General features: G+C 58.4%; 17 protein-coding genes. 3 read left to right on the plus strand and 14 right to left on the minus strand.

The genetic code is table 11. The features are described 5' to 3' along the window. Positions 1–154 precede the first annotated feature (154 nt). The 8 genes from der to H8274_RS05425 form a co-directional block, all read right to left on the minus strand. Entirely contained in the window at positions 155–1,687 is a 1,533-nt protein-coding gene (gene der / locus H8274_RS05390; protein ID WP_185934037.1) for a ribosome biogenesis GTPase Der, read from the minus strand. A gap of 25 nt (positions 1,688–1,712) precedes the next feature. Next, positions 1,713–2,504: a (d)CMP kinase gene (cmk, locus tag H8274_RS05395; protein WP_185934038.1), complete on the minus strand. Its 792-nt coding sequence runs from the start codon at positions 2,502–2,504 to the stop codon at positions 1,713–1,715. A 3-nt stretch (positions 2,505–2,507) separates the two neighbouring features. Beyond that, on the minus strand, positions 2,508–3,605 hold the full coding sequence (locus tag H8274_RS05400) for a prephenate dehydrogenase (RefSeq protein ID WP_185934039.1): 1,098 nt from the start codon (positions 3,603–3,605) through the stop codon (positions 2,508–2,510). Continuing rightward, a complete protein-coding gene (locus H8274_RS05405) occupies positions 3,605–4,327 on the minus strand; it encodes a pseudouridine synthase (protein WP_049619097.1) in 723 nt (240 codons plus the stop codon). Before H8274_RS05405 ends, H8274_RS05400 begins: the two co-directional genes overlap by 1 nt. Further along, positions 4,324–4,875 (minus strand): SMC-Scp complex subunit ScpB, encoded by a 552-nt coding sequence (scpB, locus tag H8274_RS05410; RefSeq protein ID WP_083078671.1) that lies wholly within the window; start codon positions 4,873–4,875, stop codon positions 4,324–4,326. Before scpB ends, H8274_RS05405 begins: the two co-directional genes overlap by 4 nt. Next, on the minus strand, positions 4,868–5,713 hold the full coding sequence (locus tag H8274_RS05415; protein WP_185934040.1) for a segregation and condensation protein A: 846 nt from the start codon (positions 5,711–5,713) through the stop codon (positions 4,868–4,870). Before H8274_RS05415 ends, scpB begins: the two co-directional genes overlap by 8 nt. After that, positions 5,706–6,557, minus strand: coding sequence for a ParA family protein (locus tag H8274_RS05420; RefSeq protein ID WP_049619099.1), 852 nt, complete (start codon positions 6,555–6,557; stop codon positions 5,706–5,708). The genes H8274_RS05415 and H8274_RS05420 overlap by 8 nt, the downstream gene beginning before the upstream one ends. Positions 6,558–6,624: 67 nt before the next feature. Beyond that, positions 6,625–7,740 carry a site-specific tyrosine recombinase XerD gene (locus tag H8274_RS05425; RefSeq protein WP_185934041.1) on the minus strand — a complete coding sequence of 372 codons (1,116 nt, stop codon included), beginning with the start codon at positions 7,738–7,740 and terminating at the stop codon, positions 6,625–6,627. 178 nt (positions 7,741–7,918) lie between these two features. Here H8274_RS05425 and tkt point away from each other — a divergent pair, with 178 nt between their 5' ends. The 3 genes from tkt to H8274_RS05440 all read left to right on the plus strand — a co-directional run bounded on the left by tkt (position 7,919) and on the right by H8274_RS05440 (position 12,942). Beyond that, a complete protein-coding gene (gene tkt / locus H8274_RS05430) occupies positions 7,919–9,991 on the plus strand; it encodes a transketolase (RefSeq protein ID WP_143021766.1) in 2,073 nt (690 codons plus the stop codon). Between the two features lie 343 nt (positions 9,992–10,334). Continuing rightward, positions 10,335–11,843, plus strand: coding sequence for a glucose-6-phosphate dehydrogenase (gene zwf, locus H8274_RS05435; protein WP_049619101.1), 1,509 nt, complete (start codon positions 10,335–10,337; stop codon positions 11,841–11,843). 19 nt (positions 11,844–11,862) lie between these two features. Then, complete coding sequence (locus H8274_RS05440) at positions 11,863–12,942, plus strand: glucose-6-phosphate dehydrogenase assembly protein OpcA (RefSeq protein ID WP_244924534.1); 1,080 nt, start codon at positions 11,863–11,865, stop codon at positions 12,940–12,942. Between the two features lie 231 nt (positions 12,943–13,173). Here the strand turns inward: H8274_RS05440 and secG are convergent, their stop codons facing one another. The 6 genes from secG to H8274_RS05470 all read right to left on the minus strand — a co-directional run bounded on the left by secG (position 13,174) and on the right by H8274_RS05470 (position 19,198). Continuing rightward, a complete protein-coding gene (gene secG / locus H8274_RS05445; protein ID WP_049619103.1) occupies positions 13,174–13,416 on the minus strand; it encodes a preprotein translocase subunit SecG in 243 nt (80 codons plus the stop codon). A 122-nt stretch (positions 13,417–13,538) separates the two neighbouring features. Further along, positions 13,539–14,315 (minus strand): triose-phosphate isomerase, encoded by a 777-nt coding sequence (tpiA, locus tag H8274_RS05450; protein ID WP_185934042.1) that lies wholly within the window; start codon positions 14,313–14,315, stop codon positions 13,539–13,541. A 2-nt stretch (positions 14,316–14,317) separates the two neighbouring features. Continuing rightward, complete coding sequence (locus H8274_RS05455) at positions 14,318–15,511, minus strand: phosphoglycerate kinase (RefSeq protein ID WP_065415293.1); 1,194 nt, start codon at positions 15,509–15,511, stop codon at positions 14,318–14,320. A gap of 91 nt (positions 15,512–15,602) precedes the next feature. Then, positions 15,603–16,616 (minus strand): type I glyceraldehyde-3-phosphate dehydrogenase, encoded by a 1,014-nt coding sequence (gene gap, locus H8274_RS05460; protein ID WP_185934043.1) that lies wholly within the window; start codon positions 16,614–16,616, stop codon positions 15,603–15,605. Between the two features lie 321 nt (positions 16,617–16,937). Continuing rightward, a complete protein-coding gene (whiA, locus tag H8274_RS05465) occupies positions 16,938–17,957 on the minus strand; it encodes a DNA-binding protein WhiA (RefSeq protein ID WP_185934044.1) in 1,020 nt (339 codons plus the stop codon). A 284-nt stretch (positions 17,958–18,241) separates the two neighbouring features. Further along, entirely contained in the window at positions 18,242–19,198 is a 957-nt protein-coding gene (locus H8274_RS05470) for a gluconeogenesis factor YvcK family protein (RefSeq protein ID WP_065415291.1), read from the minus strand. Between the last annotated feature and the right edge of the window lie 127 nt (positions 19,199–19,325).

Raw genomic sequence — 19,325 nt, forward strand, 5'->3', positions numbered from 1 at the left:
GGAACCGTAACGGGCCCGCTACCGGTGGAGCGATTGAACGCCCCCTGACTGCACGGTTACGGGCCCGCTATTTACGCCCTTGCGCGCGCCCGCTGTTTGCGCCGTGGCGCAGTTACGCGCCCGCTGTTTGTGCCGTGACGCGGTTACGGGCCCGCTATTTGCGGCGGCGTTCACGCACGCGCACCGAAATTTGGATTGGCGTGCCCGCAAAGCCAAATTCTTCGCGTAGGCGGTGTTCGAGGAACCGGCGATAGCCGTGTTCCAAAAAGCCTGAAGCGAAGAGGACGAACCGTGGCGGACGGGCCGAAACTTGGGTGCCGAACAAAATCCGGGGCTGTTTTCCGCCCCGCACCGGGTGCGGGTGGGCAGCTACGGTCTCCCCTAGGAAAGCGTTGAGCTTCGCCGTCGTTATGCGTTTATCCCAAGAGGCCAGGGCACGTTCCATGGCCCCGGCTAAACGATTGGTGTGCCAACCGGTTTTCGCCGAAAGGTTCACGCGTTCAGCCCACTGCATTTGCACGAGCTCTTCTTCCAGTTCGCGGTCCAGTTCGTGGCGGCGTTCCTCATCAACTTCATCCCACTTATTACAGACGATCACGAGTGCCAAACCGGCGTCAATCACCTGTTGAATCACCCGAATATCCTGTTCGGAAAGCGGTTCGGAAGCATCAATGAGCACCAAGCCAAGTTCGGCTTGGGCGATTGCGCCGCGGGTGCGGAGCGAAGAATAGTAATCCGCGCCGCGGGTGCGGTGCAGGCGGCGCCGGATCCCCGCGGTATCCACGAAAATCCAGTCCTTACCCGCCAGGTTTACCACTTCATCTACCGGATCACGCGTGGTACCCGCGAGTTCATTGACAACCACCCGGTTCTCCCCCGCCAGCTGGTTGAGCAAGGAAGACTTCCCCACATTCGGCCGGCCTACCAGGGCTATCCGGCGCGGCCCGCCGCTGGGCCGCGGATTTGCTACCTGTGACTTTTCGGGCAGCACCTCCATGAGGGCATCGAGCATGTCACCCGTGCCGCGCCCGTGCAGGGCCGAAATCGGATACGGCTCGCCCAACCCCAAACTCCACAGGTAAGCCGCATCCGCCTCTTGCGTTTGCGAATCAACCTTATTCGCGGCCAGGACTACCGGCACATTCGCGCGGCGGACCACACGTACCAAAGCCTCATCCGTATTCGTAATCCCCACGGTGGCGTCTACCACGAAAATAATCGCGTCCGCACTGTGCATCGCAATTTCCGCTTGGTTTGCTACTGATTCGTGGATCCCACGCGCATTGGTTTCCCACCCGCCGGTATCTACCAGCGTAAATCTCCGGTTCAACCATTCGGCGTCGTAATACACCCGGTCCCGGGTGACACCAGGTTCGTCTTGCACCACCGCGACCCGGCTCCCCACGATTCGGTTAATGAGCGAAGATTTGCCTACATTGGGCCGGCCAATCACGGCGACGACGGGTAAACCACCTTCGGCGCCGAGTGCCGCGGCGGAATCCTCGCCCGCGAGCATCGCCAGATCTTTTTCCGAAAGATCATAGGCATCCAGGCTGGCGCGCATCACCCGTTCCCGGGCCGCATCATTTTCGGAGGCACCTTCCGCTGCCGCCCCGTCGGCGGGCACGAAATCGGACGGGTCAATACCTTCCGGGAACTCCACGCCCGCAAATTCTTGCTTACTCATGCCTATCGCCTATCCTTCCGGCCGGTCACTGTACTTTGTGCGTCTGCTGTGCCGCTGCACGTTCCGCGTGCTTCGTATCGGTTTTTTCCAGCGGCCCCAAACCGTCCAGCGGTACCAAAGCCATTATTTTATCTACAACCTGCTCAATATTCAGATCGCTGGTATCGAGCAATTCCACACCAGGCTCTGGATCGGTGAAATTCACTACGGTGGAATCTTTTTCGTCCCGGCCCACTACTTCTTGCCGGGTTTGTGCCAGGGCTTGCGCATCCACTTTGCCTCGGGTTTGAGCAGCGCGGCGGGCCAAACGAGCTTGAGCGGAAGCCGTCAATAAGATCCGGACTTGGGCCTCGGGCGCCACCACGGTAGTAATATCGCGGCCTTCCGCCACAATCCCCGGCCGCGCCCCGGCGATAATTGCTTTTTGCCGGGCCACGAGTATATCCCGCACCTCCAAATTGGTAGACAGCGCCGAAACCTTCCGAGCAATCTCCGAACTGCGAATCGCCTGCGTAATGTCTTCCCCCGCCAGGCGGATCGTTTGCTGGTCCGGATCCAACGGCATTTGCAGGTCCATTTCGCGCACGGCAGCGGTTACTGCGGCGTCGTCGATCTCGCCGGGAGTTAAAGAAATATTTTTGTGCAAAACCCACCAGGTGGCAGCCCGGTACATGGCACCCGTGTCCAGATACCCAATACCTAGGCGCCGTGCCACGGCTTTGGCGGCGGTAGATTTCCCGGCGCCACTGGGCCCATCAATCGCAATCACCACCGGCGGGTTGCTGGCAGCAGTTTCCGTATTGTCCGCGCTTTTCACCGTTTACTGCGTCCCTTCTTCGAGGATTACTTGCCAGCCGCGAGCTTCCAGGCCGTGGGCCAAAAAGTCCGCCCGGGCGGGGACCACCGAAAGATCCACGCGCCCCACTTTCTGATTTAGCGAATGCTCCATTCGCAAATCCTCGATATTTACTCCAATTTCACCGGCGTCGCCAAAAAGCCTGCCAAGTTGGCCAGGCTTATCGGGGACCAACACCGTGACCGTGGCGTAGCGGCGCGGTGCCCCACCGTGCTTACCCGGAATCCTGTTCACGCCCTCATTACCAGCAGCTACCACTTTGGCAACCGCAAGAGCAGCCGGCCCGGTAACCGGATCATCCGTGCTGGCTTCCATAGCCTGCGCCAAAGTAGCTGCCTCCGCAGAAATCTGCCGCATAATCGGGGCTATGCGCGCGCAGTTTCCGGCCGCGATTGAAGCCCACAGCGAGGCATCCGAATGCGCAATCCGCGTAGTATCACGCAACCCCTGCCCGGCCAGCGCCAACTGGTCTTCGGATGCATCCCGCAAAGCTCCGGCCACCAAAGAAGAAGCCAATTGCGGCACATGCGAAACCAAAGCCACGGCTTCATCATGTTCGGCAGCGGGCATAATGCGCGGCACCGAACCCACTTCAATCGCCAAGTTCTGGATGCGCGAAATATCTTCTTTCCGGTTTTCGGGGCGCGGGCAGATAACCCACGGCCGGCCTTCAAACAGGTCCGCGTCAGCGGCAATCGCCCCGCTTCTTTCCCGCCCGGCCATCGGGTGGCAACCCAGGTAGCGTGCGGCCTGCGGGTGATCAGCTACTTGTTCCGCGATTTTTTCTTTCACGGAGGCGACGTCTATCACCAAGGCCTGTGGGAAACGGTCCAGTGCTTGGCACACTAGCTGCGCGGTCACATCGGGCGGCACGGCCACAATTACCAGTTCCGGGGTGGCGGAATCGGGGCCGGCAACCTGCCCGGCCCCCAAATCGCGGGCCAGGGCCACCGCCACCGGCGAAGCATCCTCGAGGTCTATCTGCGAACCGCTTAGTTGCAAACGCAAACCGAGGGAAGCGCCAAGCAGACCAGCCCCGATAATACGCACGGTGGAAAACATTACATTCCTACCATATGCATCAGTGTAGAAAGTTCTGAACCACCAATAATCCGGTATTGGCCCGGGCGCAAGCGGCCGGCCTTAATATTGCCGAACTGGATGCGTACCAGTTCCAGTACCGGGTGGCCCACTTCGCCCATCATGCGCCGCACCAAACGGTTACGACCTTCATGCAAAGTTAGTTCCACAATCGAATTGCGCGGCTGAGATTCACGCAAAATGAACTTGTCTACGCTGGCCGGGCCGTCTTTCAAAGTGATGCCGTTTTCCAAAACGCGGCCCAAACCGCGCGTGACCTGCCCGCTTACTCGCGCCACATAGGTTTTGGGAACTTCATAAGACGGGTGGGTGAGCCGGTGCGTGAGCTCGCCATTATTGGAAAGCAGAATAATGCCCTCCGTATCTTCGTCGAGCCGCCCCACATGGTAGAGCCGTTCCGGGCGATCTTCCACATATTGAGCCAGGGAGGGCCGGCCCATCTCATCTTCCATCGTGGAAACCACGCCCGGCGGCTTGTACAAGGCAATCGTAATATCGTCTTGGCGAGTGGGAACCGGCATCCCATCCACATGGATAACATCTTTATCCGGATCTACCTTCGTGCCCAAACGAGTAACAATCTCCCCGTTTACGGCCACCCGGCCCTGTTCAATCATGGCTTCCGAATGGCGCCGGGAGGCCACTCCCGCATTCGCCATTACTTTTTGCAAGCGTTCTCTCATCGAATTTCCTTCTCCACTTCATCAAGTTCTCCGCGCGCGGGTAAATAGGGCGCCAGCGGGGGCAATTCGTCTAAGGAATTCATGCCCATCGCTTCCAGAAAATAATTCGTTGTTCCCCACAGCGTTGCGCCCGTAACTTCCGTTTCCCCGCACGGCTCAATGAACCCTCTGGTCGCCAAAGTTTTCACCACACCATCTACCGATACTCCCCGCACTTGCGCGATTTGTGCGCGAGTAACGGGCTGCTGGTAGGCAATCACCGCCAGAGTTTCGAGCGCAGCGGTGGATAGTTTACCCGAATGGCCCTCCACGAGGTGTGCGGTAACAATCTCCCCGAATTGCGGATTGGTGTAAAACCGCCAGCCGCCTCCCACATTGCGCAACACGAAACCGCGCGGCCGACCCTGCGCGTACTCCTCTTGCAATTCTTCCAAAAGTAACGTGGTGACCTCTTCGTTTTGCCCGATTGCCGCCGCCAACTGGGTTACCGGCAAGGGGTTATCCGCAATAAACAGGAGCGCTTCCAGGGCACCTTTATGTTCATCCACAGTTTTCTTCCTCCTCCGCGCCTTCCGGGCGGGCAGATTCCGCAGCGGCGGCGTCGTCGAACTCACCGGTAAGGGGCGCGCCCGTATCTTCTGCCGGAGTGGCACGAATATGTAGCGGGGCGAGCGGAGCATCTTGGTGCACGGCGATCGCGCGCCGGCGAATCAGCTCCAAAACGGCTAAAAACCGGGAAACCACGGTCTGCCCATTGGGCGCATCAGCACACAACTGCGCAAACGTAACATCCGCTCCCCCGGCCACCTGGGTTTCGATGTACTCCACCTGGGTGGAAACCGGAACCACCGGATCATGCAAATGCGTGATTTCCACAACTGGTTCGGTGTGACTGCGCGTATAGGCCTGCACGGCAAGCATCGCCAATTCCTCCACCGTCAGCGTTATGCGCACGGGCGGGAGCGCGTCCGCATATTCGGGTTCGGGGGCCACATTGCGCGGAACGGCGCCGGCTCCGCGTGCGAGCCGAGCCCCAAAACTTTCCGCTACCTCTTTATACGCTTTGTACTGTAAAAGCTTGGCGAAAAGCAGGTCGCGTTGCTCCAAAAATTCGAGGTCTTCTGCTTCGTCTTCGGAACGCGGGAGCAACCGCGTTACTTTCATTGCCAATAAAGTAGTGGCGACGACGAGGAACTCCGAGGCCGCGGAAAGATCGAACTCTTTTTGGGCGCGGATAAAGGCGATAAATTCGTCAGTTACTTCGCCGAGCGCCACTTCCGTAAGGTCCAGGCTCCGTTTCGCTATCAGATCTAGCAGCACCGAAAACGGCCCGGAAAACACCTCGAGGTTTACCTCAAATTCTCCGGATTGTTCTGGGTTATGCACACTGCCCTCGCGCTATAACTTCCCGTGCGAAGCGGCGGTAAGCCTGCGCTCCTTGATGTTCGGGCGCATAATCCGTAATCGGCTGGCCGGCAATCGTGGCATCCGGGAACTTCACCGTCCGGGCAATATAAGTGTTATACACCTTGTCCCCGAATCCTTCCCGCACCGAATTGACCACTTCCCGCGCATGCAAAGTGCGCCGATCAACCATGGTAAGAAGCACGCCGTCAATAACCAGCCGCGGATTGAGGCGGTCTTGCACGCGTTCAATCTGCTGCACGAGCAAAGCCACCCCGCGCATGGCAAAATATTCGGTTTCCAAAGGGATCATCACGCCGTGTGCGGCGGTTAGCGCATTTACCGTGAGCAAGCCCAGCGACGGCTGACAGTCCACAATGATCAGGTCATACTCGTCTAACACCGGGCGGAGCACACGCGCCAAAGCTTGTTCGCGCGCCACTTCGTTAATCAGCACGATTTCGGCAGCGGAAAGATCAATATTGGAAGGCACCAGATCTAAGCCCGCCACGCTCGTGGGCGTAATAATGCGCCGCACATCCGGTTTATCGGCAATTAGTTCGTCATAAATCGTGCGGTCTAAGGACCGCGGATCGATTCCCAAACCAGCCGAGGCAGCCCCTTGCGGATCAAAATCCACCACGAGTACGCGCCGCCCATACCCGGCCAGCGCGGCAGCCAAATTGATCGTAGTAGTAGTTTTTCCGACGCCGCCTTTTTGATTGGACATCGCAATAATCCGGGCGGGCCCGTGCGATTCTAAGGGCTGCGGCTCCGGGAAATCTACGGAATCTCTCTGGTCAAAAAGCGCGTCTTGTTCGGTCACACTCCCAGGTTACCTAATGTTTGCGGCAAGACGTGTAACGGCGCGGAACATCTTCCCGGATGTTTTCCTATTTCTGCTCCGATTCCTTTTTCCGCTTGGATTTCCTTTCCCGCTCTAACGCCGTTTTCGCGGGTGGCTTGCCCGGATGCTCGGCTGCCGTACTCCGCAAAGCGCGCGGATGGGCCGTGGCATAAACCTCCAGCAGCCGTTCGCGCGATACGGCGGTGTAGATCTGCGTGGTGGTTACCGAAGCATGCCCCAGCATTTCCTGGATTACCCGCACATCTGCCCCGCCTTGCAAAAGGTGCGTGGCAAAAGAATGCCGCAAGGAATGCGGGCTCACGTGGCTCGCCAAACCGGCACGGCCCGCTGCTTCCTGGATGATTCCCCACGCGCTTTGCCGGGAAAGTGGCTGGCCGCGCTTATTCAAAAACAACGCGCTGCCCGGGCCCAGGTTCCCCGAAGATCCAGGTTGTGTTTTTGCATATTTTGCCGGCGCGGATTTCGCCCCCGCGGATTTGGCCCGCGTGGATTTCGCCCGCGTGGATTTGGTGGCCCGGGCTGCCAATACGGGGCGCGCCCGCACCAGGTATGCCTCTACCGCTTCCATGGCGTAGCTGCCCAGCGGTAAAACACGTTCTTTGCGGCCTTTACCAAAAAGGCGAATCGTGCGAGTTTCGGCGTCGATATCGTCAATGGCCAGGCCAACTGCTTCCGAAACACGCGCTCCGGTGCCATACATGATTTCCAGCAAAGCGCGGTCGCGCAGGCCGATTTCTCCTTCCCCGGCCGAAGCGGCTTCCAAGAGCCGTTCTATCTCCATAATCGTCAGGGTTTTCGGCAGGCGGCCGGGCAGTTTGGGCGGGCGCACATCTTGCGCCGGGTTAGTAGCGGTAATCCCTTCCCCGAAAAGAAAAGCGTGGAAAGAACGAGCGGCAGTTATAGCTCGGGCAATCGAAGTTTTTGCCATCCCCGCCAAAGTGTCGGCAAAAGCCGCCACATCTTCCTGCTGAATTTCTTCCGGGCGGCTAATCCCGCGCGCTTCCAAATGCTGAAAATATTTTTGCAGGTCGCGCCGGTACGCGGCAATCGTATTGTTAGATAAAGCCCGTTCCACTTCGAGGTGTGCCAAATATTGCTGCCCCGCCCGTACGAGCGCCTGCGGTCCCCTAAGCTTTTCCACGCTTTTGAGTTTACGCACTGTGCCGCGGCCACGCTCGCAACGGCGTGTAAACACTAACCGCACTGCAGGTGTGGTGCTTTGCGTGCGGTGGAATACTCCCGCATCGGGCCGGGAACAGAATAGACTTTGCTAATAGTGCGAACGTGGAAGTTCGTTCCGATTGAAAGAGGAGATGAAGATGGCGAAATTTGAGTGGTCGGAACTCGATCAGCGTGCGGTTGATACCGCGCGGGCACTGGCCGCAGATGCCGTCCAAAAGGTCGGGAACGGCCACCCAGGTACGGCGATGTCCCTGGCACCGGCCGCCTACGTGCTATATCAGCGGGTAATGAATTTTGACCCGGCTGATCCAAACTGGCTCGGCCGCGACCGGTTCATACTTTCGGCTGGGCACTCATCGCTCACCCAGTACGTACAGCTATTCCTGGCCGGTTCGGGCCTGGAAATGGAAGATCTCGAGCAGCTGCGCACCTTCGGTTCCAAGACCCCGGGCCATCCCGAATACGGCCGTACCGCGGGCGTCGAAATGAGCACCGGCCCGCTTGGCCAAGGCCTGGCCAGCGCCGTCGGCTTTGCGATGGCAGCACGCCGCAACCACGGTTTGTATGATCCCAACACGGCTCCGGGCGAATCCCCCTTCGATCACTTTGTGTACGTGATCGCGGGAGACGGCGATCTGCAAGAAGGAGTTTCTGCGGAAGCTTCTTCCCTGGCCGGCACCCAAGAACTTGGCAACCTCATCGTCATTTATGACGATAACCGGATTTCTATCGAAGATGACACTTCGATTGCCTTCGGTGAAGATGTACTGGCTCGTTACGAAGCTTATGGTTGGCACACCCAACATGTGGATTGGCTGAACGGCGGCGACTACCGCGAAGATCCGCAAGCCTTGTACGAGGCAATTGTGGCGGCCCAAAAGGTTACCGACAAACCCTCGATTATCAAGCTTTCCACGATCATTGCGTGGCCGGCACCAAACCTGCAGGGCACGGGTGCTTCCCACGGGGCAGCCCTGGGTGAAGCCGAAATCCGGGCTACCAAGGAAATTTTGGGCCTCGATCCAGATAAGAGCTTCGATATTGCTCCCGAAGTACTTTCCCACACGCGGGAAAATGCGGCGCGCCGCGCCCGGGAAGCCCGCGCCGCCTGGGATCCGAAGTTCGCTGCCTGGCAGGAAGAAAACCCGGAACAGCGCCAGTTGCTAGACCGCGTGCTCGCCGGCAAACTCCCCGAAGGTTGGAAGGATTCCCTCCCCTCGTGGCAGGTGGGTGATAAGCCGGTAGCTACCCGGAATGCTTCCGGAGAGATCCTCACCTCCCTGGCTCAAACTTTGCCGGAACTGTGGGGCGGTTCGGCCGATTTGGCCGGTTCGAATAAGACCACGATGAAGGGTGAGCCTTCCTTCTTGCCCGCACATCGCGGTTCGAAGATGTTCCCCGGTAATGAGTACGGCCGCACCCTGCACTTTGGTATTCGCGAATTTGCGATGGGGGCGATCCTCAACGGGATTCAGCTCGATGGGCTAACCCGGCCGTATGGCGGCACCTTCTTCGTGTTCTCCGACTACATGCGTTCCGCGGTACGTTTGGCGGCGCTCATGGAGATCCCCACGATTTACGTGTGGACGCATGATTCGGTGGGCGTAGGAGAAGACGGCCCCACCCACCAGCCGATCGAACACCTCTGGTCTTTGCGGGCCATGCCGAACCTGACGATAGTACGCCCGGCAGACGCAAATGAGACTGCCGCAGCTTGGGCGGCGGCGCTCGAGCATAAGAGCGGACCGATCGGTCTTGTACTCACCCGGCAAAACCTGCCGATCCTGGAAGGTACCAGTGCGGAGGGGGTAGCCAAGGGCGGGTATGTGCTCGCCGATTCGCCTACCGGCAAGGTAGACGTGCAGCTGCTGGCCACCGGTTCGGAAGTTGCCGTAGCGGTAGAAGCGCAAAAGCAATTGGCTAGCGAGGGTATCGGGGCACGCGTGATCTCCCTGCCCGCGTTGGAGTGGTTCGAGGCGCAACCTGCCGAATATCGCGATTCGGTTATCTTGCCGCAGGTAAAGGCCCGGGTGGCGATCGAAGCTGGTTCTACCTTGGGCTGGGCCAATTACGTAGGTGATGCTGGTAAGGCTATCGGTATTGATAGCTTCGGTGATTCTGCTTCCGGTGCGGAGCTGATGAAGCACTTTGGTATCGACGCCGAGCACGTGGTGGCGGCCGCTCGTGAATCTATCGCACAAGCAGGCTAAACTAGTACCCGGTAAAATGTTCAAGAAGGTCTCTTGAGTGCCGTGCGTAGCTGTAAGCATCGCGCGGATTGACGCTAGCAGGCTGGAAACCGCTTGCTAGCGTCAATCCGCTGGCAATCTGCTAGTAGGCCCATCCGCGTGCGCGGGAGCTGCCGGCACGCTTGCACCATCTCAGGGGCTAAGTGTTTTCTCGGCCGAGGCCGGAGTGGCCAGCGTGCCGTTCCGGCCTCGGCCCGTTCTCTGGAACCGCGAGTAAGCGATAATTTCGCTTGCCTTCGCCAAGTTAGATTTGACTCTTTAACTCGCGGGCCCGTTTTGTACCTAGTTGTGAAATAAGGAATCGATGTCTCTCAACCCACTACGCGCTTTGAAAGATCGGCGTTTGCAAAGAATTGCCGGTCCGTGCGGGATTGTGCTTTTCGGATTTACGGGCGATTTGGCCCGCCGGAAGATTCTGCCCGCACTTTATGACCTAACTAACCGGGGCTTGCTCCCGCCGTCGTTCTCAATCATTGGAGTAGTGCGCCGAGAGATCGACGCGCACGCGGAAGCAGAAAAAGCGATCCGCGCCGGCGCGAAAACCCCGGTTACTGACACTGCGCTCGCCCAGCTCCTCAACGGGCTTTCTACCGTGCAAGGCCAATACGACTCCCCCGAACTGTATCGGGCGATCGGGGCTCGCATGCAAGAACTCGATGAAACTCGCGGGACCAGCGGGAATTTTGCTTTCTACCTGTCTATTCCGCCCAAGTTATTCCCGGTGGTTACCGAAGGACTGGCCGGTGCGGGGCTGAACCGGTGCGAAAATGGGAACTGGCGGCGCGTGGTTATCGAGAAGCCTTTCGGGCACGATGCGGCTTCCGCGCGGGAACTCAATGCCACCGTGCGGGCCGTGTTCCCGGAAGATTCGGTGTTCCGGATCGACCACTACCTGGGCAAAGAAACCGTGCAGAACATTATGGCGCTACGGTTCGCCAATGAACTGTATGAACCGATCTGGAACTCGGCACATGTGGACCACGTGCAGATCACCATGGCAGAAGATATTGGTATCGGTTCGCGTGCTTCATACTATGACGGTATTGGCGCTACCCGCGATGTAATCCAAAACCACCTGCTCCAGTTGCTGGCTCTGACCGCTATGGAAGAACCGGTTTCTTCCCATGCGGATGCCGTGCGGGCCGAAAAAGAAAAAGTGTTGAAAGCTACCCACCTTTTCGGACCGGTAGAACTCAACTCGGTGCGGGCCCAGTACGACGCCGGCTGGCAGGGCGGCGAGTACGTGCGCTCCTACAAGGACGAAGAAGGAATTCCGCAAGATTCGCAAACGGACACTTATGGTGCCATGGCCTTGGCGATTGAAACTCGCCGCTGGTCTGGGGTGCCTTTCTATTTGCGTTCTGGCAAACGTTTGGGCCGGCGGGTTTCGGAAATCGCTGTGGTTTTCAAACGGCCACCTTTCCTGCCCTTCCATGATGCGGCGGGGTTGGGGCAAAACACTTTGGTGATTCGGGTACAACCAAATGAAGGTGTGACCTTCAAATTGGGTGCGAAGGTGCCCGGTTCGGAAATGCGCTTGCGCGATGTGACCATGGACTTCGCTTATGGCCATGCTTTCACCGAATACACGCCGGAAGCTTATGAACGGCTAATTCTAGACGTGCTGCTCGGCGAACCGCCGCTCTTCCCGCAGTGGACGGAAGTGGAAGAATCCTGGCGGATCGTAGACCAAGTGGAGGAATATTGGGCCTCCTCCCCCGAAACGCTGGAAACCTACGCACCGGGCACATGGGGGCCCGCCGGTGCTGATGCCATGCTTGCCCGCAACGGCCATACCTGGCGCAGGCCTTAGGAGGATCATGATTAGCCATATGACGGACACGACGTCCGCGAGAGTCGGTTTGGAAATTGATGAGCTGCGCGGCACCGCCGGTTCCGGAGCTTTGGGACGTGTGCTCACCCTGATTATTGTGGCCCGTACCGAAGGTGGCGTGCGTGACGCACTCTCCGCGGCGGCCGGCGCTTCGCGCGCTCATCCTTCCCGCGTTATCGTCGTCCTCAATCCGCAAGAAAATGCCGCACCTGCGGCAGGTACGGCGGCTCCGGCTGCTGGTGGTTCGGCAGCGGGCACAGACGCGACGGGCGCGGGCACACCGGGTACGACGGCACCGGGTACGACGGGCTCCGGCGCTGCTGCCGCGAACGATCCGGCGGGGAGCGAATCGCGTTTGGATGCGGAGATTCGCACCGGTTCGGAAGCTGGTGCCTCCGAGATCGTGATTTTGCGGCCGCGCGGTGCGGCAAGCGAGAACATGGAAACTCTGATTACGCCGCTTTTGCTTCCGGATACGCCGATTGTGGCCTGGTGGATCCAAGATTCGCCGGCCTGCCCGGCCCGTACCGATGTGGGCCGGATGGCGCAGCGACGGATTACTACCTCGCGGACGGTAGATGATCCGATCGGTTTGCTACGCGCTTTGGGCGAAGGCTATGAACCGGGTGATACGGATTTGGCGTGGCCGGGCGTGACGCTGTGGCGTAACCATATTGCGGCCATGCTCGATGAATTCGTAGACCGGGAAATTGCTTCCTGCCGGGTGGCAGGCAACCTTTCGAATGCTTCTACGCAACTTATGGCGGCTTGGCTGCGTTTACTTACCGGCAAACGCGTGCACTTGGTTTCGGAACGCGGGACCGCACTGAATGCGGTGGCGATCAGTTTTACTGACGGCCAAGAAATGAGTTTGCAGCGATCCCCCGGCACCGATTATGCGGTAATGCACCGCCCGGGCCGGCACGACCAAGCGGTCTCCTTGCCACGCCGTTCGATTGAGGCCATGCTGATCGAAGATCTGCGTGATTTGAACCCGGATCCGGCCTACGCCAAAGTATTGACCGAAGGGCTGGTGCTTTTGCACGCCGAAGATGAAACAGCGGCCGCAGCAAGCTGAGCTAGCTCCAGCCAAAAGAACTAGCTCCAGCCAACAACAGAGCTATCTCCAGCAAGCTGAGCTAGCTCCGGCAAGCTGAGCTAGCTCCGGCAAGCTGAACTAGCTCCCCAGCCAGCTGAACGATCTCCAGCCAGTTGCACCAGCTAAGACGTTAACTAGGCAAAGCAGGCCACATACAGGCACAAAAAAATGGGCTACTCTGCGCGAGTAGCCCATTTTTTGTAGTTTGTTTTAGCCGAACTTGACGATGAGTCCGATTAGCACCACCGAGATGAACCAGATGAGGGCCAAGCCCACGGTGATGCGGTTCAGGTTTCGTTCGGCAACGCCGGAAGAACGCATGGAGGTGGAAATTCCGCCTCCGAACATTTCGGAAATACCGCCTCCCTTGCCCTTATGCAAAAGGATAGAAAGGGTAAGGAGGATACTCGTGAGGAGGAGAAAAGCCTCGCAGATGTAGAGCAGAACGGTCACCAGGGGCGTCCTTTCGGTACGAAAACTATTGCAACATAATGCATCTTAGCCGGAAGAGCGCGAACGAGTGGAATGCTCGTTCGCGCTCTTCGTCACGTCAGCCAATGTCAGCTAATCCGGCTTTACTGTTGGTAGGTAACGATACGGGCGAAATCTTCCGCCTTCAGGCTGGCTCCCCCAACGAGGGCGCCGTCAACATCAGGCTGCGCCATAATGTCAACCACATTGCCCGGTTTTACGGAACCGCCGTATTGGATGCGGACGGCTTGCGCCGTCGCTTCATCGAAGAGTTCGGCAATGCGCGCCCGAATGGCTCCGCATACTTCCTGCGCATCGGCCGGGGTGGCCACTTCACCGGTGCCAATAGCCCAGATCGGTTCGTAGGCGATTACAGATTTCGCTACTTCGGCAGCGCTCAGATCGGCGAGCATCGCATCGATCTGGCCTACCACGTATTCCACCTGCTTGCCTTCCTTCCGCACCTGCAGGGCTTCCCCGCAGCAGATGATCGGAGTCAAACCGGCATCTAGAGCCTTCTTGGCTTTCTGGCCGATGAATTCGTTGGTTTCCCCGTGATATTCGCGGCGTTCCGAATGGCCGACTACCACATAGCTGCAACCGAGCTTGGTGAGCATGGAAGTAGAAATCTCACCCGTATAGGCACCCTCGTCGTGGATCGAAACGTCTTGGGCGCCGTAACGAATCTGCAAGCCATCGGATTCGCACAAGGTTTGTACGGACCGCAGATCGGTGAAAGGCGGGAGCACTACCACTTCCACTTTGGAGTAATCGTGCTTAACGTCTTCCAGCGTCCAGGCGAGCTTTTGGACCAAATGAGTTGCCTCCAAGTGGTCCAGGTTCATCTTCCAGTTCCCCGCCATAATTGGGGTGCGTGCCATATTTAGTCCTCCAGAACAGCAATGCCGGGCAGGGTCTTCCCCTCGAGGAATTCGAGAGAAGCGCCGCCGCCGGTCGAGATGTGGTTAAACTTTGATTCGTCGAAGCCGAGCGTACGCACGGCCGCGGCCGAATCGCCACCACCCACGATAGTGAAACCTTCGGCATCCTGCATGGCTTGCGCAACCGCGCGCGTACCCGCCGCGAAATCTTCTACTTCGAACACGCCCATCGGCCCGTTCCAAACCACTGTCTTCGAAGCAGCAATGGCTTCCGCGAACAGATCAGCAGTTTCCGGCCCGATATCCAAGCCAGCTTCGGTGGCGGGCATATCGTTGGCGGAAACAATCGAGGAAGGAACTCCCGCTTCCGGCTTTTCTGCCACTACTACATCGACTGGCAAGAGCAGCTCCACACCCTTAGCTGAAGCTTCCTCGATGTACTTGCGCGCAGTTTCTAGCTGGTCGTCTTCGCATAGCGAGCTACCGATTTCCAGGCCCTTGGCACGCAGGAAGGTAAAGGCCATGCCGCCGCCGATGAGCAGTTTGTCTGCCTTCTGCAGCAGGTTTTCGATAACGCCAATCTTGTCGGAAACCTTCGAACCACCAAGCACTACGGTGTAGGGACGTTCCGGATTATCGGTGGCTTTGGAAAGCGAATCGATTTCCTTGAACACCAGTTCCCCGGCCGCGGAGGGCAACAGCTTGGCCACATCGTAGTCCGAGGCTTGCGCACGGTGTACGACGCCGAACCCATCGGATACGAAAACATCGGCCAAAGAAGCGTATTCCTTGGCAAGCTCTTCGCGTTCAGCTTCAACCTTCGAGGTTTCGCGCGGATCAAAACGTACGTTTTCGAGAAGGACCACATCGCCCGCGGCCATCGCATCCACCTTGGCGTGGGCATCTTCGCCCACCGTATCGGCGGCCAGCGTGACTTCCTTGCCGAGCAGTTCGCCCAGGCGCTTAGCTACCGGAGCTAGCGAAAAGTCCGGGTTGACCTTGCCCTTCGGGCGCCCCAGGTGAGCCATCACGATAACCTTGGCACCGGCTTCGAGCAACCGGTTGAGGGTCGGAAGGGCAGCGCGAATACGGCCATCATCCGTAATATTCTTTTCCGCGTCGAGCGGCACGTTAAAATCGGACCGTACCAGGACCTTCTTGCCGGCCAAATCGCCTAGCGAATCAATAGTTCTCATAAATTCTTCCTTTCAGCACAAGGTGCCCGTGCGCATGAACATCATACGCACGGGCACCTCCCTCATTCATTGCGTGGACTAGCCGATCTGACTACAGGCTCTTAGCAACGATATCGGTGAGCTTGAGCAGCGACACCGTGTAGCCGTACTCATTGTCATACCAGGAAACAACCTTGACGAGGTCACCCAGTACCTTAGTGAGCGAAGCATCGAAGATCGACTGGTGCGGATCGAGCACAATATCGGTCGAAACAATCGGTTCTTCGGTGTAGGCCAGGGTGCCCTTCAGTTCACCTTCAGCAGCTTCCTTGACAGCAGCGTTGATTTCTTCCGCCGTGATGCCTTCCTTGGAGGTCTGGAAGGTGAGGTCCACGAGCGAGCCGGTGATGACGGGAACGCGCACGGCGTAGCCGTCGAACTTGCCCTTGAGCTCAGGAATTACCTTGGATACTGCCTGGGCAGCACCGGTGGTGGTCGGCACGATGTTCTGCGCGGCGGCGCGAGCACGGCGCAGATCCTTGTGCGGGGCATCCTGCAGGTTCTGATCCGCGGTGTAAGCGTGGATCGTAGTCATCAGACCCTTTTCAATGCCGAACTTCTCCTGGAGAACCTTGGCAAGCGGAGCCAAGCAGTTCGTGGTGCAGGAAGCATCGGAAATAAGGGTGTGCTTAGCAGCATCGTATTCGTCATCATTGACACCGATAACGAAAGTAGCGTCTTCATCCTTACCGGGAGCCGAAAGAACTACCTTCTTGGCGCCGGCTTCGATGTGCTTCTCCATACCTTCGCGGGTGCGGAAACGGCCGGTGGATTCGACAACAATGTCAACGCCGAGTTCCTTCCAAGGCAACTGTGCCGGATCCTTTTCGGCGAAAACCTTGATTTCCTTACCATCAACAGAGAAGCCATCTTCGGTGAGTTCGATGGTGCCCGGGAAGTGGCCGCCGACAGTGTCGTACTTGAGAAGATGCGCAAGCGTCTTAACGTCGGTCAGGTCGTTAACTGCGACGATCTCAAAGTTGAGATCCAAGTCTTCCTTCTCCACGGCGCGAACGAATGCACGGCCAATGCGACCAAAACCGTTAATAGCAACGCGTACAGTCACTTAGTTTTCCTCCTCACGCGCTTTTAGCGCGTTCTATGGTTCCCGCGGATTTGCGGGGTAGGGACGGGAGATTTCCCGTATCCACTAGTAATTTTACAGGCTTGCGCGGGAAGAACGCAGGAGTCGGGAAAGAAGGCGTGCGACGTTGGGCACAAAGCCCACTGGAGCATACTTATTTAGCGCCTAAAGTCCTGTTTTTTCGGGCGGCGAAGCAGGGTTTTCCGCGGTTTCCCAAGGTTCTTTAGGCGCAGGTAAAGCCAGCTTTCTGGGAGCTTTAAATAGCCAGTTTTCCAGGGGCTTAAAAACCGGTTTTGCGGGGCTTTAAATATCCGTATGCCCGGCCGCCCGCGCGTGGTCGAGCGTAGTGGGTACGTTCAGTTCTTCGGCTCGTTTATCAGCCAGGGCGTTGAGTCTCCGGAGCCGCCCGGCCACGGCGTCTTTGGTGGCCGGCGGATCGAGACGTTCGCCGAGCATCGCCAAAGAATCACTCGGGAAGGCCACGCGGGCTTCCCCGGCTTCGCGCAGGTTTGCTGGAATATCATCGCCTAGGATTTCGAAGGCGCGTTGCACGCGCAGTACGGCAATAACGGCCGCGTTGGCGCTGCGGCGCATATTAGCGTCGTCGAAATTCGCGAGCCGATTCACGGTGCCTTGTACTTCCTTCTTGACGCGTAATTCTTCCCAGTGGATAACGGCGTCGTTGGCACCCATGCGGGCCAGCATGTCAGAAATTGCTTCCCCACCGCGTATATCTACCCTTTGGGCGCCGCGTGCTTCACGTACCCGGTACTGAATATCGAGCCGGCGGGCTAACCCTCCTAGCCCGTAGGCGGCTTCCAGTTGCGGGCATACTACTTCCAAGGAAGCATTGCGCCCCGGTTCCATGAGTGAACCGCGCGCCAGGAAAGCTCCCCGCCATGCCGCGGCCGCATCGGCTTTCGTACCGCCCACGATAAAAGTGGCAATACCGGCGGTGGGGCGGCCACGTGAATCCAAAAGCCCGAGTTTGTGGGCGAACCTCTCGCGGGGGTCGGCTACCAAGATCCGGTAGCGCAGCCCTTGTTTCATTTGCGAGGATACCTGCGCCACCGCCGAATCTGCGCCGAGCACCTGTTCGAGGAGCGCGCAGAGGCGGCGCGCGCTGAGTTCATGGCCAAGTTCGCACATCAGGGCCAGGCGGGAATCCCGTACCACCAGTCCCCCGCCGAAGCGGAACATCGCCGAAATTTCGGCGATCGCAGCGGCCCGCGAGGTGGGTTTCACTTTCGCGAGTTCCTCTTTGACTGGCACGGTTAAAGCGGGCAATGCGTATCCTTCTCTTTCTCTACTGCGGGCAATCATAAAACAATCGGTGCACCCAGCGAATGCAGCGAATACCTAAAAACAGGTACTATCGCAGCGCGAAATGGCGGGGCACGAAAAAATACCCTAGCGCATCGTGGCGCGGCGTGTCTGTGCCCTCCAGCCTCGTGCGAAAGCCATTTCGTGCAGTAAAATGGTTCGCCGTCTCTTACTCAATATCCCTTGCGGCCTTCATGATTCCCTTGCGGCCCGCAGGAAGCCCGTATGTGCCCGCAGGAAGCGCGTATGCGCCCGCTGGAAGCCCGAACGAAGCCTGCAGGAGCCTATTCGATATCGCCCATGAGGCCTTCGAAAGCGTCCCGGTAAGCAGCAGCAAGGCGCAAAGAATCGTGGCGGAAAGGATGTTCGCGCATCCGCACCTGGCGGAGCATGAGCGTGGCTCCGGTAAGGCTGGCCGCTTCATACACGGCATCCAGATCGTCGATGGCCCGCGGGTCGGCAATAATCACGTCCAGCCGCAAGTCGGGGGCGTGTTCGTGGAATGAGCGCACGTGATCGGCCGGGCTCATCCCCAGAGTTTCGCGTTCCGTACCCAAGTTGAGTGCCATCACCCGCCGTGCTTTCGTGCGGACGAGCGCTTCGTGCAGATCTGGCACCAATAGATGGGGAATTACCGAGGTGTACCAAGAGCCGGGGCCAAATACTACCCAATCAGCCGCATCAATTGCTTCTAGGGCTTCTGGTTGGGCCGGCGGATTTTCCGGAATCAGATTTACGTGTTTGACCCGGCCGCGCGCCGTAGCTACCTCTACCTGGCCGCGATATTGACGAATTTCGCCATCTTCTTCCACTTTTGCTTCAATATCGAGCGGGATGGGGGCCATCGGCACCACGCGGCCTTTAATCCGTAGGAGCTGGCCCACCCAGTCCAGGCCGCGCATGGTATCCCCGAGTTGTTCCCACATGGCCAAAATGAGTAGGTTGCCGAGGGCGTGACCACTCAAAGGCCCATCGGATTGGAAGCGGTGTTGTAACACATCGCGCCAAGTTTGACCCCATTCGCCATCATCGCACAGTGCGGAAAGAGCTTGGCGTAAATCCCCGGGTGGGATCACATCGAATTCTTTTCGCAACCGGCCGGAGCTACCGCCGTCGTCGGCAACTGTGACCACCGCGGTAATCCGTCTGGTAATTAGCCGTAATGCGGAAAGCGTGGCGGCCAGCCCATGCCCGCCACCAAGCGCCACCACTTTGGGCCCCCGACTTCCCCTTTCCATCATGCGCCTCGATCCCTCATTTTTATGCTGTATTCTGCGGCTTCTGTAATGCTGTACAGCGGTGCTACTGCCTGGTTTGGTTCCTGCTAGGTTCCGGTTCCGTTTCTGCTAGGTTCCGGTTCCGTTTCTG

This window comes from Actinobaculum suis (genome assembly GCF_900618115.1).
Classification (GTDB): Bacteria; Actinomycetota; Actinomycetes; order Actinomycetales; family Actinomycetaceae; genus Actinobaculum; species Actinobaculum suis.